Raw genomic sequence first — 15,686 nt, 5'->3', positions numbered from 1 at the left:
TCCAGACACTGATCAGCAGCGATCCTTTACGCTGGCACCTACTGGCCGTCGTCCGCTCCCTCGCCCTCCCCGACTGCTGGATCGGCGCCGGCTTCGTACGTAACGCCGTATGGGATCACCTCCACGGTCGCCCACTATCTCCACTGACCGGTGACGTCGACGTACTGTGGTTCGACGCCACCTGCACCCGCCCCGACGAAGACCGCCGCCTCGAAGCCCTCTTACACGCAGCAGAACCCTCCATCGACTGGTCCGTCAAAAACCAGGCCCGCATGCACCTGCGCAACGGCGATGCGCCCTATCGCAACGCCAGCGACGCCATGCGCTTCTGGCCCGAGACCGCCACCGCAGTAGCCGTCAGGAGAACCGCAGAAGACCTATGCGAAGTTTCAGCCCCTCTCGGCCTGGAGGACCTGTTCAATCTCCAACTCAAACCCACGCCTCGCTTCACCCAGGAAAAACACGCCATCTACCAACAACGCATCACCTCCAAAGGCTGGCTAACCCAATGGCCACTGCTGAAACAATCCTGACCCCACAAAAACCTCACATTCATTCACGAATTATTAAGAATCGCCCTCGTATACTCACCGATCGCCCGGACTGTTCCCCCGAACGGCCCCCTGCCCCGGTAGCCAGAATCCATGACGCGTTCCGCTCCTCTGCTGCTCCTGCTCGCTGCGCTGTTGTTTTTCTTTGCCCTCGGCAATCACGAGCTGCAAGGCTCGACCGAGGCCCGTGTGGCCGGGATCGCCATGGCCATGCATCTGGATAACGATTGGGTGGTGCCGCGATTGTTTCGTGAACCGTTCCTGGAGAAACCGCCGCTGAGCCTGTGGCTCGACGCCGGGGCGATCCGGCTGTTTGGCGGTACCACTTGGGCAGTGCGTCTGGCGTCCGCATTTGCCGGGCTGTTCAGCGTGATGCTGCTGTACGGGATGCTGCGCAAGTTTGGCCGGCCCAAAACGCTGGCGTTTGTCGCGGCGCTGATGCTGGCGACCATGGCCAGTTACTGGAGCAATGTGCGGGGCGTCGGTGAAGATTCGCTGCTCACCCTCGGGGTCACCATGGCCCTGCTGGCGTTTTATCAGGCCAACCGCCCAGAATCGGAGCGCGACCGCTCCAACCTGGGCACCTGGTTGCTGTTCACCTTTGGGATGGTCATCGCCACCTTGAGCAAAGGGGTTCTGGGCCTGGCCATGCCGGGTGTGGTGATCTTCGTCTATCTGGCCAGCACCAGCCTGATGGACAAACAATTCAAGCTGGGCGACTGGATCAAGCCCGGGCTGTTCACGCTGCTGGCGCTAGTGCCGCTGATGATCTGGCTGGGTTTCCTGTACCAGCGCGACGGGTTGCAGGGGGTACGTGAAGTGCTGCTGACCAACAGCGTCGGGCGCTTCAGCGGTTCGTTTGTCGAAGCCGGTCACTACGAGCCGTTCTATTACTACATCGTCAAACTGCCCGAAGCCTTTTTGCCGTGGAACATCCTGGTGTACCTGGGGCTGTGGCACTTCCGCAAAAGCCTGGTGCGTAACCGCTACCGCCTGTTTTTCAGCGTGTGGCTGGTGGCGCAGTTCACCCTGCTGACGTTTGCCTCCAGCAAGCGCACGGTTTATCTGATGGCCTTGACGCCCGCCGCAGCAGTGCTGGCCGCCGAGTATGGCGGCGTGCTGCTGGGCTGGCTGAAAAGTCGTGGGCAGGTTTCACACGTTGCCGAACACGTTTATGAAAACCGGCGGGGTCTGGTAGGTGGCTTCTTCACCGTGGTGGTGGCCTGCTACCTGATTGCGGCTTTCTGGTTCGCGCCCAAGGCCGATGTGCGCCAGTCGTTTGTGCCGGTGATCAGCCAGATCCAGGCGATGCAGGCGCAGGGCAAGGAAGTGGTGCTGTATCAGGCCAACGAGCGAATCGCCGGCGCCGGGGTGTTCTACATGCAGGGTTACTTGACGATCCTGCAGACGCCGGAGGAGCTCAAAAGTTACCTCGCGGCCAAGCCCGGCAACGTGGCCCTGGTGGACAATACTGACCGGCTGAACGTCCCGGTGAGGGTGGTCAAGGAGATGGCGATCAACCGTCAGCCGTACTATTTCGTCGAGCAGTAGGGCCTGTCACCACAGCGCCAGGTCGTACGTGAGGTAGACCCGATAGTTGTCACGATCGCTCGCATAGGTCGAGCGATACGTGGCCTTGCGCAACTCGATGCCCACACCTTTGAAGGTGCTGTCCTGGATCACGTAGCGCAGGTTGGTGTCCGACTCCCACTCGCGGGCTTCGCGCCCTTTGAAGTCACCGTTCTGGCCCTTGTAGTAGCGGGTCATGAAACTCAGGCCCGGCAGCACGGCGGCAAAGTCGTAGTCATAGCGCAGCATCCAGGTTTGCTCACCGGCCTGGATGAATTTGCCGACACCTGCGTTGCTGAAGGAATACACCGTCGACACGCTGGCGTAGGGCAACGCGGTATTGCCAGTGACTTTCTGATAACCCACGCCCAGCGCCTGCGGCCCTAGCCGGTAGGTGAACAACCCGCTGAACATGTCGCTGTCGACCTTGCCATTGCGTGCCTCGCCCGCTTCGTTGCTGATGAAGTAACGCAAGTCGCTGGTGAGGCTGCCGGCATCCACTGGCTGTTTATGCACCAGGCCAAAGAACTGCTGGCGATAGAATTCACGCATTTCGCCGTAGTACCAGCTACCGCTCAGCTTGGGCGTGAAGGCATAGGTGGCGCCGGCGAAATCAAAGTCGCTGCCCTTTTTGCCGCTGTAGCCCTGGGGATATATATCCACGCTGTCGGTAGAGTTTCGCAGCTTGAACTTGTCCAGATGCCCGGCGTGCACGTACAGGTTACGGACGCCGCTGTACTCGACTTGAGTGCCCTGGAATGTTTGTGGCAACAGCCGGCCATCGTTGTACACCAGCACTGGAATCTTCGGCAGCAGCGTGCCGGTTTTCACCACGGCTTCGCCGATGCGCATCTTGGCGGTCACGCCCAGGCTTGAGAATTCGCTGGCCGCGCGGCCATCGTCGTGCACCGGCAACAGCCCGGTGCCGGCATGGGCGCGGCTGGAGTCGAGCCTGATCCCCGACAACCCCAGCGCATCCAGGCCGAAACCCACGGTGCCTTCGGTATAACCCGATTGCAGGTTGAGCAAAAAGCCCTGGGCCCACTCCTTGCGGTCCTCGCCGCCGTCGCGGTAACCGTCGTTGAAATAGTAATTGCGCAAGGTCAATTTGCCGTGGGAATCCTCCCAGAAACCCTGGGCCATCAGTGCCGGTGACAGGCTCGCCAGCAAGCCCGTGCACACCACTGCTCCCCTCGTGAAAAGCTCACGCATAACCGTCTCCCGAATGCCGTATTGTGATTTTTTATGGGCAGTTGCTGCCTGCGATACGCTGGACGACGCGTCGCATTGCGGCGGACACTAACGGCTCCTCGAACGCCCGGCAACGTTATGCGAGAAGCGCATCAGGCTATGCGCAAAGCCCTCAAACCACAGGAAAATCACGGTGAATCTCAAGCAGCTCGAAGCCTTCAAGGCGATCATGTCCACCGGTTCGACCATCGGTGCGGCGACCCGCATGGGCCTGTCGCAATCCGCGGTCAGCCGGTTGTTGAGCCAGCTGGAAGAGGCATTGGGTTTCGCGTTGTTCCTGCGCAAAAAGGGCCGCTTGATGGCGACCCCGGAGGCTGAAGAACTGCTCGCCGAAGTGGCCGGCCTGGTCGACGGCATGCAGCGTATCCAGCGCCTGGCAGATGAGATGCGCGTGGGCCGTTCGCGCAAGAGCCTGATCAAGGTCGGGGTGCCCACCAGCATGACCCAGGAGCTGCTGCCGCGGATCGTCGCCGAGTTTCTCAAGGGCCGGGAAGACATCGTGGTCGAGCTGCTGACCGGTTCCTACGACATGATCGAACGGGCCGTGCTCGACCGTTCCGCCGACCTAGGTTTTGTGCGCTTGCCTACCGAGATTCCCGACTTCGAGATTGAACCGGTGCTGGAAACCGAAGGCGTGTGCGTGATGCCCGCTGACCATCCGCTGACCCGCCACGCCTGCATCGAAGTGCAGCACTTGCGGGACGTGCCGCTGGTAATGCTGGGCCGGCAACGGGCCCTGCGGGCGGAGTTGAACCAGGTGTTTCGCGCAGCCAACCTGACGCCCCAGGTACGGGTGGAAGTGCACTCGGTGGGCGCCGCGTGCAGCTTTGTCGCCGAGGGGTTGGGGGTGTCGATCGTCAATGGTTTGCTGGCCAGCCACTTCATGCATTTGCCGATTGTGGTCCGTCCGTTTCGACCGGCATTGCCCTATGCATTCGGCCTGGCGTTTCGCGCGGATGAACCCAGGTCCAAGGTGGTGACGGCGTTTGCCGAGCACCTCAAGCACCGCCTGGCCGCACAAAACGCATAGCCCAACCCAGCCCGCGCATAACGTTGTCGCCGTTAAAACTTTGCCCTAGTGTCCGCTCCACAAGTGTCACCCGACACAACAATAACAGCGCACACCGGGGCAACCAGCATGACCGAACCGCAGATCGTCCGTACCCACTCGCCCACTGATACGCCGGTGGAAAAACCCGCGCAGCGCAAGCAGGTCAACCCGGCCATCATTCTGCTGAGCATCGTGCTGCTGGCTGTCGCCTTCACCTACGCGGTGAACTCGGGCAAGTTCCAGCGCCAGAACGGCCTGGTGGTTCCGGGCTCCTATCAGGTGCTGGAAAAGCACGACTCCCTGGGCCAACTGTTCTCCGTCGAACCGCGCAAGGCCAGCGATACGGTCGCTCGGCCGGTATCGTTGGTCGAGGGCTTCATGGCTATTCCCCAAGGCATCGAAAAACGCGCCGCGCTGATTTTCATGGTGCTGTTCATCGGTGGGATGTTCGGCGTGTTGAACAAGGCCGGTGTGATTGATGCCGGTCTTGAACGCCTGCTGGGGCTGACCCGGGGCAATATCTACGTGCTGGTGCCCAGCCTGATGCTGGTGTTTTCCGCCGGCAGCACCTTCATGGGCCTGGCCAAGGAATTCATCCTGATCGTGCCGTTGATGGTGGCCATGGCCAACCGCTTGGGGCTGTCGAACCTGATCGGCCTGGCCATCGTGGCCATCTCGGTGAAGATCGGCTACCTGGCCTCCATCTCCAACCCGGTAGCGCTGTCCGTGGCGCAGCCGATGGTGGGGCTGCCGATTTTCAGCGGCCTGAGCATGCGCGTCCTGGCCTACTGCACGTTCCTGCTGGTGGGCATCGCGTTCGTACTGTGGAGTATCCGCAAGCACGGGTTTGATGCCAGCGCGCAGATCACCTTCGAACGCAAACCGCTGCCCCTGCGCCACCTGCTGAACCTGATCGTGCTGGGGGCCGGTATTGGTTTCCTGGTATACGCCTCGAACCGCTGGGAGTGGAAATACCACGAGCTGTCGGCGTTCTACCTGCTGCTGACCGTGGCGTTCAGCGTCATCGCCGGCCTGGGTGCCAGCACCGCCGCCAGCGCCTTTGTCGACGGCATGAAAAAGGTGCTGATCGCCGGTGTGTTGATCGGCCTGGCGACCGCCGTGGAAATCATCCTCAGCACCGGCCAGGTGCTCGACACCATCGTCAACAGCCTCGCCAATCTGGTGGGCGATCATGGCCCGGTGGTCTCGGCCTACGGCATGTTCTTCGCACAACTGGGGCTGGATGTACTGATCCCGTCCACCTCGGGGCAGGCGGCGGTGACCATGCCGATCTTCGGGCCGTTGGGGCAACTCTCCGGTGTCAGCCCGCAAACCACAGTGTTCGCGTTTTTGATGGGCAACGGCCTGACCAACATGATCACCCCGACCTCCAGCGGCCTGTTGGTATTGCTGGCCACCGCCAACGTCGGCTGGGGCCAGTGGGCACGCTACATCCTGCCGCTGTTTCTGATCTATGCGGTGCTGGCGATGGTGTTGTTGGCCATTGCCGTAGGCACCGGGTACTGACCCCATGAGTGTTTTCCCCATGCAGACGTTGCACAACCAGATGATCGCCATGCGCGACGGCATCCACCTGGCCACCGATATCTACTTGCCCCACGGTCCAGGCCCTTTTCCGGTGGTGATCGAACGCACCCCGTACGACAAGAGCAAACCATCGCGCTCGGAAATCCAGCTCGACGGCCAGCATATTTCCCGCGAGCAAATGGCCGCGCGGTTCACGGCCCAGGGCTTTGTCGCGATCTTCCAGGATTGCCGCGGGCGCTATGCCTCCGAAGGCGTGTTTACCAAATACACCGCCGAGGGCGAAGACGGTTGCGACACCCTGGCCTGGATCGTCGAGCAGCCGTGGTGCAACGGCAAGATTGGCAGCATGGGCCTGTCCTACGCCGCCCACACGCAACTGGCGATGGCCTGCCTGCATCCGCCGGGCCTCGCCAGCATGGTGCTGGACAGCGGCGGCTTCGCCAACGCCTACCAATGCGGGATTCGCCAGGGCGGCGCGCTGGAGCTCAAGCAGGCCACCTGGGCGTTTCGCCAGGCCAAGGAAAGCCCGGCGGCACTGGCGGATCCGAAGATCCTCGAAGCCCTGGAACAGGAAGACATCCACCAGTGGTTCAAGCGCATGCCGTGGCACGCCGGCCAATCGCCCCTGCGGCATGTGCCGGAGTACGAAGCCTATCTGCTGGAGCAGTGGGCCCAGGGCGACTTCGGCCCGTACTGGCAAGCGCCGGGCATCTACGCCGAAGGGCATTACCACGATCTGCCGGATATCCCGGTGCTGTTCATGTCCAGTTGGTACGACGCTTATGTCAGTTCGACCCTCGCCAACTACGCGGCGTTTTGCGCCGGCAGTACGGCGCAGCATCAGTTGATCATGGGCCCCTGGCTGCATGGTGATCGCAATATCACTCACAGTGGCGATGCGCAATTTGGTGCACCAGCGGCTTTCGACGGGCAGGTGGCGAAAGACTGGTTGAGCTGCCGCCTGGACTGGTTTGAACGCACCCTCAAGGGATCGCCGCTGCCTGAGCCCGCGGCGGTGAAGGTGTTCTTGATGGGCGGTGGCACCGGCGAGCGCGATCAACAGGGGCGCTTGCAACATGGCGGGCACTGGATCGACAGTCATCAATGGCCGCTACCGGATAGCCGGCAACTCACCCTGCACCTCACCGCACAACGCCAACTGCAACCTGAACCGCCGACCACCGAGGGCCAGCTCAGCTACTGCGCCGACCCGGCCGATCCGGTGCCGACCATCGGTGGCGCCCTGACCTCCGGCGCGCCGATTTTTGTCGGCGGCGCTTTCGACCAACGCGAGCGGGCGGACTTCTTCGGTACCCGTGGCGACCAGCGCCCCCTGGCCGAGCGCAGCGATGTCTTAAGCTTCCAGACCGAGCCACTCAGCCACGACCTGATCGTCGCAGGCCCGCTGCGCGTGGAACTGTGGATCGACAGCGATGCGCCCGACACCGACTTCACCGCCAAACTGGTCGACGTCTACCCGGACGGCTACGCCATGAACATCACCGACGGCATCCTGCGGGCCCGCTACCGAAACACCTGGGAGCACCCCACCCTGCTGACCCCGGGTGAGCGGGTCAAGGTGGTGATCGAACCCTTCGCCACCTGCAATCTGTTCCAGCGCGGCCACCGGTTGCGCCTGGACATCGCCAGCAGCAACTTCCCGCGCTTTGACGTCAACCCCAACAGCGGCGAAGCACCCGGCCAGGCAGAACATCCCAGGGTGGCGCGCAACACGCTACACCTGAGTACCGATTGCCCGTCACGCCTGATACTGACCGTGGTCGAGGCCTTGAGTAACTAACTACCGCCATCCACACGCCGAGACTGCGCACCCTCAGGGACCATTGACTCCCTGAGGACCGGCCATGCCCGCCCAGCCCCCGAACACATCACCACTTACCCCGGAACAACTGAACGGCTACCTGCTGCAAATCGGTCATCGTCTACAGATTTTCCCCAACGGCCACGCACCGGCAGCGCAGTCTTCTACCGAGTTGCTGGAGGTGCAGGCATTGCACACCGCCCTGGCAGAAGAAAGCCGCTGGAGCCTGCAGAACGCACAGGTGCATTACACCGTCCCCGGCGACTGGGTGATCCAGGGCGAACCCGGCCGGTTGAACCGCACGCGCATCAGCCAGGCATTGCACAAGAAGTTGGCCGCCCTGGAAATAGAACGCCGGCCCAACGGCCATTTACGCAAGAACTGGATACTCGACAGCCACCAGCCGATGCTGGAGGCCGAGGCCAGGCTGAAGGTCAAGGATCGCCTGCTCAGCCCTGCCGACCAGCTGCTGGTGACGAATATCGTCAGCGGCCCCGAGCTGCGCCCGGGTATCCATCGCCTGACGTTTCGCTACCGCCAGCAGACCATCGAGTTCGCCGGGGCGTTCGTCCTCACGCGCAGCCAGACACCGGCCACCCACCTGGAAATCGAGGACGGTGATGTGTTGCTGTTCACCCCGTCCAGAGGCCTGGAGGCTTTCACCTCGCTCAAACACCTGGATCGCACGCTGCAAGAGCGCATGAAGCAGTCGGCCTGGCGTCAGGAACTGCTGCAACACTTGCCGCGCCGTTACCAGCACTTGCGCGCGGCAAGTATCTGGCCGCTGGTGCCAGAGCCTATCGACAGCCTCCCGCTGAACGAACACACCTACAACGCCCTGCAGGACAAACAACATCAGGACATCGCGTTTGCCCTTGGCCTGGACGGCCATCCAGCGCCGACAGACGTCGCCAGAATGACCCTCGAACTCGACCAGGCGCTGCGCTGCTCGCCTTGGGACCTGGCCTCGCGCCTGGAACTGCGCGCGCAACAGTTACTGGAAAAACTGCTCCACGAATCCGCCCCCGACTGGTACCGCAGCGCCAATGAGTCTCAGCGCAAAACCCTCGCCGAGCATCTGCGCACTTACGAACACCTCAGCCTGCAAGTGCTGGCGCTACTCGGCCCGGCGGCCTCGCCCGAGGCCATGGCACGCCTGCAATTGCTTGAGCATCTGGATGACGACCTGGATATCCAGGGCCTGATCCCCGAGCAACTGCAGATCAGCACCGAGCGCACCCTCAAGTCAGGCAACTCGTACAACCAGCACAACAACCTGGTGCAACTGGCGGTACGTGGCTTGCACCGTGGCGATGAACACGCCGGTTCCGAGTTTCTCAAGCACACCCAACTGACCTACGCCCAGCAGCCATTGCCGCCCGAGTTCCAGGACGTCACCCCGGCTTACCTGGCCGAGCTGCTGGCCAAGGTTCAACCAAGCCTGGTCTTCGCCGAAGAACAAAAGCGCGCCCACAGTTTGCCCGCCGTACAGGAAGCCATGCAGCAGATGCTCGACAGCCGCCTGCACGCGCTGGCCTACAGTGCATCGTTGCAAAACCATATCAGCACTGACGACTACGCACTGCTGCAAACCCTCAGTGAAGGCCCCTCGCCCACACTCACCGCCTGCTGCCTGTTCCTGCACAAGGCTCCGCTCAAAGACCTGTGGGTGCTGCGCCAGACCGATGCAACGGGCGCGGTCAAACGCTTGCTGCTGTGCACGCCTCACGCGCCACGCGCCGAACAGTTCCAGGCCTTTGGCAGCGAGCGGGAATTGCAGGCGCATATCCTCGGCTGGAGCCAGGAGGTAGCGTCCGCTCCCGGTTCGCGCAGCATGAAAGCCTACCTGCTTGAACAGTTGGTCAGCCGGATCCGGCCCAAATACAGCGCGATGCTTTCCGCCCTGGGTTTTGCCCCGGCCAGCCTTGAGTATTTGATGATCAGTTTCGGCGCGCCCTCCACCTATGAAGCCTGCCTGGTGGAAATGAGTACCACGACGCTGGCCATGCAGGCCGATGAATACCTGCATCAGATGCCCAAGTGGCTGAGCCAGGCATCGGCAGCCGACCGACAGAAACTCGCCGATCTCAAGGAACAGGCACTGGGCGCGGCAAAGGCCTACGCCGCAAGCCCGGGTAGCCCACAACAGTTTCCCGACTTCGACAGTTACTTGCACAAGGCGGCAAAAACCGCCCTCAACCAACTGCTCGGCAACCCGATCCCGGCGGTAGACCCAAATCTCGTGGGCGTGATCACCCCGCGCGAACGCGTCAGCTACACCACGCTGTACCGCAATGGCTACGACGCCAGCCTGGGCTTTATCAACCCCGACGCCAGCACCACCGCGCAGTTCAAGGGACCGCCCGGCGTCGACCTGAGTCGACTCACCGCGCAAACGGTGAGCAACTCGGTCAGAGGCACCTGGATCGGTGACCGCTATGTCGCCGAGGTCGAGAAAACCCTGTTGGACCCGCAAGGCCCCCACTATGCATGGCGCCGCAACATGGCCCTGGAGGTTGCCCAACTGCACATGCACGTCGCTGCGCTTGAGTGCTGCCTGCAAGGCTGCCTGGCAACAAGCGACCTGGCCTGGCTGGAAAAAAGCATCGACAGCCTGGCCGATAACAGCGATGCCGTGCGCAATCGGTATCGGCTCTATCCCCTGCACATCAGCGGCCAAGTGATCGATGGCTGCTACCTGTTCCACCACGCCAACGACCTGCCCCTGCTCTACACCCCGCACGCACCGGATGGCATCGCCTTCAGGCCGCAACGGGAATTCAACGAACGCCTGAAAAACCTTGAAGGCATGGACACCTACTACATCAGCCGGGTCGCCAGCGTTGAGCGCGCGGCGTTCGAGCCGAGGTTGCATGCGTTGGTGGCCGGCCTGCCGGCACAGCTCAAGGGGGTGTATTCCAAGCCGGTGTTCGACGAAGTGCCTCGCACCGCACTGCCGCTGAAGAACCTGCATTACCATACCTACGACAAAAAGCTGCGTCACCGTATCGACGAAGTCAAAAGCACCACCACCGGGCGCTTGCAGATGATCATGGAGCTGGTCAGCGTGATCGGCGAAATCACCATTGCCGTGCTGACTGCGCCCTTCCCGGCACTGAGCCTGGCCTTGGGCGGCTTGCTGGTGTTCAAGGATTCGATGCTCGCCCTGCATGCCTACAGCCGCAACGACACCGCCGCCGCGCTGGGACACTATCTGGGTGCGCTGCTCAATGCCGGCGGGACGTTGTTGACCGACCTGCGGCCCCTGCTGTTCGCCCCCGTCAAGCTCGCCCGTCCGCCGTTACGCCATATTGCCCGGGTGACCAAGGACCAACAGGCCATGACCTTGATCAAGCAACTGCAACCGCAGCCCCCATTGCCCCAGGGCATGCAGCCTGTGCTGTTTGCCGGCGACAGCCTGTGGGCCTCGCACACCCCGGACAGCCTGGGGCGATTCCTGTTGTTTCGCTACGACAACACCAGCGGGCAATTGCGCTCCACCGGCAAGCTGGTGAACCAGACGGTGGACGGCCAGTGGCAGCGCTCCGGTGTCATCGGTGGCATGCCTGGCCCTGAAAGGCTCGGGCAGCCCTATGAGTTGTCGGAAAAGTTTCGCCGGGACGTAGCGGCCGTCATCGCACCCGAGGACCGGTCGGCGCTGTTCCTGCAAATCGCCTACCTGGATCGAGACCTCAATACCCACAGCATCTGGATCTCGCGTCGGCAACTCGCCCCGGCACTCAAACAGCACCTGGACAACGTCAGGGCCCTGACGGATGACGCCGACGCGTTTTTTGCACGGTTGCCCGCCGTGGTTCCCCGGGCCGAAACCCTGAACCCGGCGCCAGACATTGCCCTGCGTGACTTGCTCAAGCTGCTGATCGATGACGCGCACAACCTGGTGGTAGGCGAGGCACCGTTTTCCACCGCGGCTAAACAGGTGCTGATCGAAAACATGCAGTACCTGCGCGAACTGAACGTGACGGTTCTCTATATCGAGCCGCTGTGGCGCGACATTCATCACCTGAAAACCCACTCACGGTTTTCCAGTGGTTTCTCCAAACGGGCCGAGGGCCAGCTCAAATCCATCGACAAGGAAAATTACCGCGACCCCGACGGGTTGCACGGCCACTGGATGCTGGTAAACACCGCGCAACAGCACGGGATTGAGGTTCGGCCGTTGAACGCCTCAAGCTCCTACGACCTGGAAAACACCCTGTGCCTGTTTGATTCACGCCCGGCCCCGATTCGCGCCAACCGGCTGACCAACTTTTACTCCCACACCCTCATCAACGACGACCAGGCGAAAAAACCGGGCGAGCGCTGGATAGCGTTGGTTGATCAAAAACGCATGAGTACCTATCGCGGCACGCCGGGCCTGGCCGACCTGCAAAAGAGCATTGCCCTGCGGGTCGACGACGCCTTCGACCAACCCACCCGAGTCATCGCGGATGTGGCCGGCGGCATTCCCGGCGATGCCCTGGCCAAGGGCGACCTGAAGCTGTCGCTGCACACGGCACGCCAACCGGCGCCGCACCCGGGGCCCTCGGTGGAGCGCTCACACGCGCTACGGCCAACGCGCCCTCTGCCTGTTGAGGCGCCGCGCCACTTCAGCACCTTTGACCTGCCCCATGAACACCTGGGCCTGATCAGCGAGGAAATCACCTTGCCGATAGGCACGCGTGAAGCGCTCTTCGCCACCGCCTACAGGGAGACCGCCAGCAGCCGTCGCGCGGCGCAAACCACGTTCGACCAGACCCGCAAAAAACTTCAGGATCAGGCCCAGGCGTTTTTTACCGAACACACACCGCCTGCTCGAGGAGCACTGCCTGCGGTCGACCCGGCCCTGGATGAGGCGAAATTTATCGATCAACTGCTGGACACCGCCGATGGCCTGGTAGTCGGCGAAGCCCACGCCGGTACGTCGAGCAAAGGCTTCCTCAGCCGGCACATGGAATACCTGAAGGGCCCGCGAGAAGTAAAAACCCTGTACATGGAGCAACTCACCACCGAGCTGCATCAGGCCGACCTGGATATCGTCCACAGCCTGGGCTTTATGCCAGATGAACTGTGGAGCTACCTCAACGCATTGGACAAAGGCCACGGCGTACCGGCCGACAGCCCCTACGGTTTTGTCAGCCTGGTGCAGGTGGCGATGAAGCATAACGTGCGGATCCGCGCACTCGACTGTGTCGCCAGCTTGCGGGTGGACGGCATGCCCGGCTCCAGGACATCAATGTTCAACTACTTTGCAACCCAGGTGATCCGCGCCGATCAGCTTCAACAGGGGCCGCACAAGTGGGTCGCGCTGGTGGGCGAAACGCACGCCAATACCCATCGCGGCGTACCGGGCATTGCCGAGCTCAACAACGGCATCAGTCTGCTGCTGGACGATGTGCCTCCGGGGTCGGCCAGCGGCTTTGTGCGTGAGCCCGCCAGCGTCCAGGCGCTGCCGCGCGAGCAGCAATGGCCATTGGTGCGCTACGACTTCAAGAAAAACATCGAAGTCGCCGGTGCGCCATTGCCGCTACCTGCCACGCCCGCACCACCCCTCAGCCTCGAACAACGCCTGCGGCGCAAAGGCGACTATCTGCTTCAGCGCACCCTGGACGATGGGTTGGAGATGGTCCATAAAAACCGCGACGGCGTACTGGTCCACACCGCGTTGCAGCAGGATGCCAGGGGGCACTTCGTCAATCGCTGGAACCTGGATGACCGCCGTTTCAGCAGCAGGGAAGCGTTGATCGACATCATCACCACCAGCAAAAGAATGCGCCAAGTCCACTGATCCTCGCACCGCCCTCTGCATGAGGGCGGTGCGACCGCTCGTCGCTCACGTTCCATAAATCCTGCCCTCACGAAAAAACCGTTTCAGCTCTCGCCAGGGCTGCCGATACCTCCTGACTACCCATCGGCTGGTCGCTACTTCCAGCAACCGGATGTACCCTCAAATCTGTTCCTGGAGGAATGCGATGAATAGTTGGTTCGGCAACATCAGCGTCAATATGAAACTGGGCCTGGGCTTCGGCCTGGTACTGGTCCTCACCTCGATCCTCGCGCTCACCGGCTGGACCAGCCTGGGCGGCCTGATCGACCGCAGCAACTGGATGAGCGACATCACCCAGCTCAACGCTTCGCTGACCAAACTGCGCATCGTGCGCCTGCAATACATGTTGGCCAACGGCGACGAAGCCGTGGCGCAAAACGTGCAGACCAACCTCGACGGTTTTGTGGCCCAGCAACAGAAGCTGCTGGACAGCTTCAAGAGCCCGGACAACCTCAAGCTGCTCAATGAGCAAAAAGCGATCATCACCGCTTACCAGCAGTCCTTGAACAAAATGCGCGAGGCCTATCGCAACGGTAACGCCGCGCGCCAGGTCATGGGCGACAAGGCTGACATCGCCAATGCGCAGATCAGTGCCCTGGACGCCAGCGTGCGCCAGATGCCCGAGAGCACCGAGCGCTTTGCCCAGTTCGAGGCCGTGACCAGCGCCAAGGAACAGTTCCAGTTGGCCCGCTACGAAGTGCGCGGCTACACCGGTAACGTCAACGCCGAGACTGAAGCCCGCGCCGCCGCGCAGATCGAGAAAGCCATCGACGGTCTGAAAGGCCTGCACGCAGCGTTTGGCGCCAGCCAACAGCCTGCACTGACCGCCCTGGAAACCGCCCTCGGCGCCTATCGCAGCGCGGTGCAGAACTACAAGGCGGCCAACGCCAACATCGTCTCGGCCCGGGCAGAAATGACCACCCAGGGCACCGACATTGTCACCATCAGCGACAAGCTGTACGACATCCAGCTGCAACGCCGCGACGCCGAAAGCGCCCAGGCCCGCAGCCTGCAACTGATCAGCACATTGCTGGCCTTGCTGGTGGGCATCGTGGCGGCCGTGATCATCACCCGCCAGATCACCCGCCCACTGCGCGAGACCCTCGCCGTGGTGGAGCGCATCGCTTCCGGCGACCTGAGCCACAACATCCAGGTGACCCGCCGCGACGAACTCGGCGTGTTGCAACAGGGCATCCAGCGCATGGGCACTACCCTGCGTGAACTGATCAGCGGCATCCGTGACGGCGTGACCCAGATCGCCAGCGCCGCCGAAGAGCTGTCAGCCGTGACCGAACAGACCAGTGCCGGGGTCAACAGCCAGAAGATCGAGACCGATCAAGTGGCCACCGCCATGCACGAAATGACTGCCACCGTGCAGGAAGTCGCACGCAACGCCGAACAAGCGTCCCAGGCTGCCTCGGCCGCCGACGGTGAAGCCCGTGCCGGTGACAAGGTGGTGGCCGAAGCCATCGCCCAGATCGAGCGCCTGGCAGCTGAAGTGGCGCGCTCCACCGACGCCATGACGCACCTGCAACAAGAGAGCAACAAGATCGGCAGCGTGATGGACGTGATCAAGGCCGTGGCCGAGCAGACCAACCTGCTGGCGCTCAACGCCGCCATCGAAGCCGCCCGTGCCGGTGAAGCCGGTCGCGGTTTTGCGGTGGTCGCCGACGAGGTGCGCGGCCTGGCCCAGCGCACCCAGAAATCCACCGAAGAAATCGAAGGCCTGGTGGCCGGTTTGCAGAACGGCACCCAGCAAGTGGCCGCCGTGATGAACAACAGCCGCAGCCTCACCGACAGCAGCGTCGAACTGACGCGCAAGGCCGGTGTGTCACTGGAAAACATCACCCGTACGGTGTCGAATATCCAGTCGATGAACCAGCAGATCGCCGCAGCCGCCGAGCAGCAGAGTGCCGTGGCGGAAGAGATCAGCCGCAGCATTGTGAATGTGCGGGACGTGTCGGAGCAGACGGCGGCGGCCAGTGACGAGACGGCCAAGTCGAGTGTGGAACTGGCGCGTTTGGGCGGGCAGTTGCAGCAGATGGTCAGCCATTTCCGGGTGTAAAT

8 protein-coding genes and 1 pseudogene are annotated in these 15,686 nt (G+C 62.3%); 8 read left to right on the top strand and 1 reads right to left on the bottom strand.

Annotated elements, in window-relative coordinates; genetic code table 11:
- Positions 1 to 533 (top strand): nucleotidyltransferase family protein (locus JV201_RS03505; RefSeq protein ID WP_257903283.1); only part of this gene is annotated, 533 nt, incomplete at its 5' end.
- A 111-nt stretch (positions 534 to 644) separates the two neighbouring features.
- Positions 645 to 2,102 (top strand): glycosyltransferase family 39 protein, encoded by a 1,458-nt coding sequence (locus tag JV201_RS03500; RefSeq protein ID WP_219406526.1) that lies wholly within the window; start codon positions 645 to 647, stop codon positions 2,100 to 2,102.
- 6 nt (positions 2,103 to 2,108) lie between these two features.
- Here the strand turns inward: JV201_RS03500 and JV201_RS03495 are convergent, their stop codons facing one another.
- Positions 2,109 to 3,332, bottom strand: coding sequence for an OprD family porin (locus JV201_RS03495; RefSeq protein ID WP_219406525.1), 1,224 nt, complete (start codon positions 3,330 to 3,332; stop codon positions 2,109 to 2,111).
- 172 nt (positions 3,333 to 3,504) lie between these two features.
- On the opposite strand from JV201_RS03495, the gene JV201_RS03490 reads away from it, so the two are divergent.
- From JV201_RS03490 to JV201_RS30135, 6 genes and pseudogenes are all read left to right on the top strand, one after another.
- Positions 3,505 to 4,401: a LysR family transcriptional regulator gene (locus JV201_RS03490; protein ID WP_003212270.1), complete on the top strand. Its 897-nt coding sequence runs from the start codon at positions 3,505 to 3,507 to the stop codon at positions 4,399 to 4,401.
- A 108-nt stretch (positions 4,402 to 4,509) separates the two neighbouring features.
- Positions 4,510 to 5,949: a YfcC family protein gene (locus JV201_RS03485; protein WP_219406524.1), complete on the top strand. Its 1,440-nt coding sequence runs from the start codon at positions 4,510 to 4,512 to the stop codon at positions 5,947 to 5,949.
- A 19-nt stretch (positions 5,950 to 5,968) separates the two neighbouring features.
- Complete coding sequence (locus tag JV201_RS03480) at positions 5,969 to 7,771, top strand: CocE/NonD family hydrolase (RefSeq protein ID WP_219407130.1); 1,803 nt, start codon at positions 5,969 to 5,971, stop codon at positions 7,769 to 7,771.
- A 64-nt stretch (positions 7,772 to 7,835) separates the two neighbouring features.
- A complete protein-coding gene (locus tag JV201_RS03475) occupies positions 7,836 to 13,580 on the top strand; it encodes a membrane-targeted effector domain-containing toxin (protein ID WP_219406523.1) in 5,745 nt (1,914 codons plus the stop codon).
- A 151-nt stretch (positions 13,581 to 13,731) separates the two neighbouring features.
- A pseudogene (locus JV201_RS30140) lies at positions 13,732 to 14,829 on the top strand (methyl-accepting chemotaxis protein); the annotation flags it as partial.
- On the top strand, positions 14,821 to 15,684 hold the full coding sequence (locus tag JV201_RS30135; protein WP_371132985.1) for a methyl-accepting chemotaxis protein: 864 nt from the start codon (positions 14,821 to 14,823) through the stop codon (positions 15,682 to 15,684). The pseudogene JV201_RS30140 and the gene JV201_RS30135, both read left to right, overlap by 9 nt.
- Positions 15,685 to 15,686: the final 2 nt, after the last annotated feature.

Source organism: Pseudomonas sp. Colony2 (assembly GCF_019382755.1).
Classification (GTDB): Bacteria; Pseudomonadota; Gammaproteobacteria; order Pseudomonadales; family Pseudomonadaceae; genus Aquipseudomonas.
This window is presented reverse-complemented; position numbering and strand designations above follow the sequence as displayed.

Excerpts from the sequence above, each read along its gene's own strand:
- JV201_RS03500 (WP_219406526.1), top strand. The coding sequence starts at position 645 with ATGACGCGTTCCGCTCCTCTGCTGCTCCTGCTCGCTGCGCTGTTGTTT.
- JV201_RS03495 (WP_219406525.1), bottom strand. The coding sequence starts at position 3,332 with ATGCGTGAGCTTTTCACGAGGGGAGCAGTGGTGTGCACGGGCTTGCTG.
- JV201_RS03485 (WP_219406524.1), top strand. The coding sequence starts at position 4,510 with ATGACCGAACCGCAGATCGTCCGTACCCACTCGCCCACTGATACGCCG.
- JV201_RS03480 (WP_219407130.1), top strand. The coding sequence starts at position 5,969 with ATGCAGACGTTGCACAACCAGATGATCGCCATGCGCGACGGCATCCAC.
- JV201_RS03475 (WP_219406523.1), top strand. The coding sequence starts at position 7,836 with ATGCCCGCCCAGCCCCCGAACACATCACCACTTACCCCGGAACAACTG.
- JV201_RS30135 (WP_371132985.1), top strand. The coding sequence starts at position 14,821 with ATGGGCACTACCCTGCGTGAACTGATCAGCGGCATCCGTGACGGCGTG.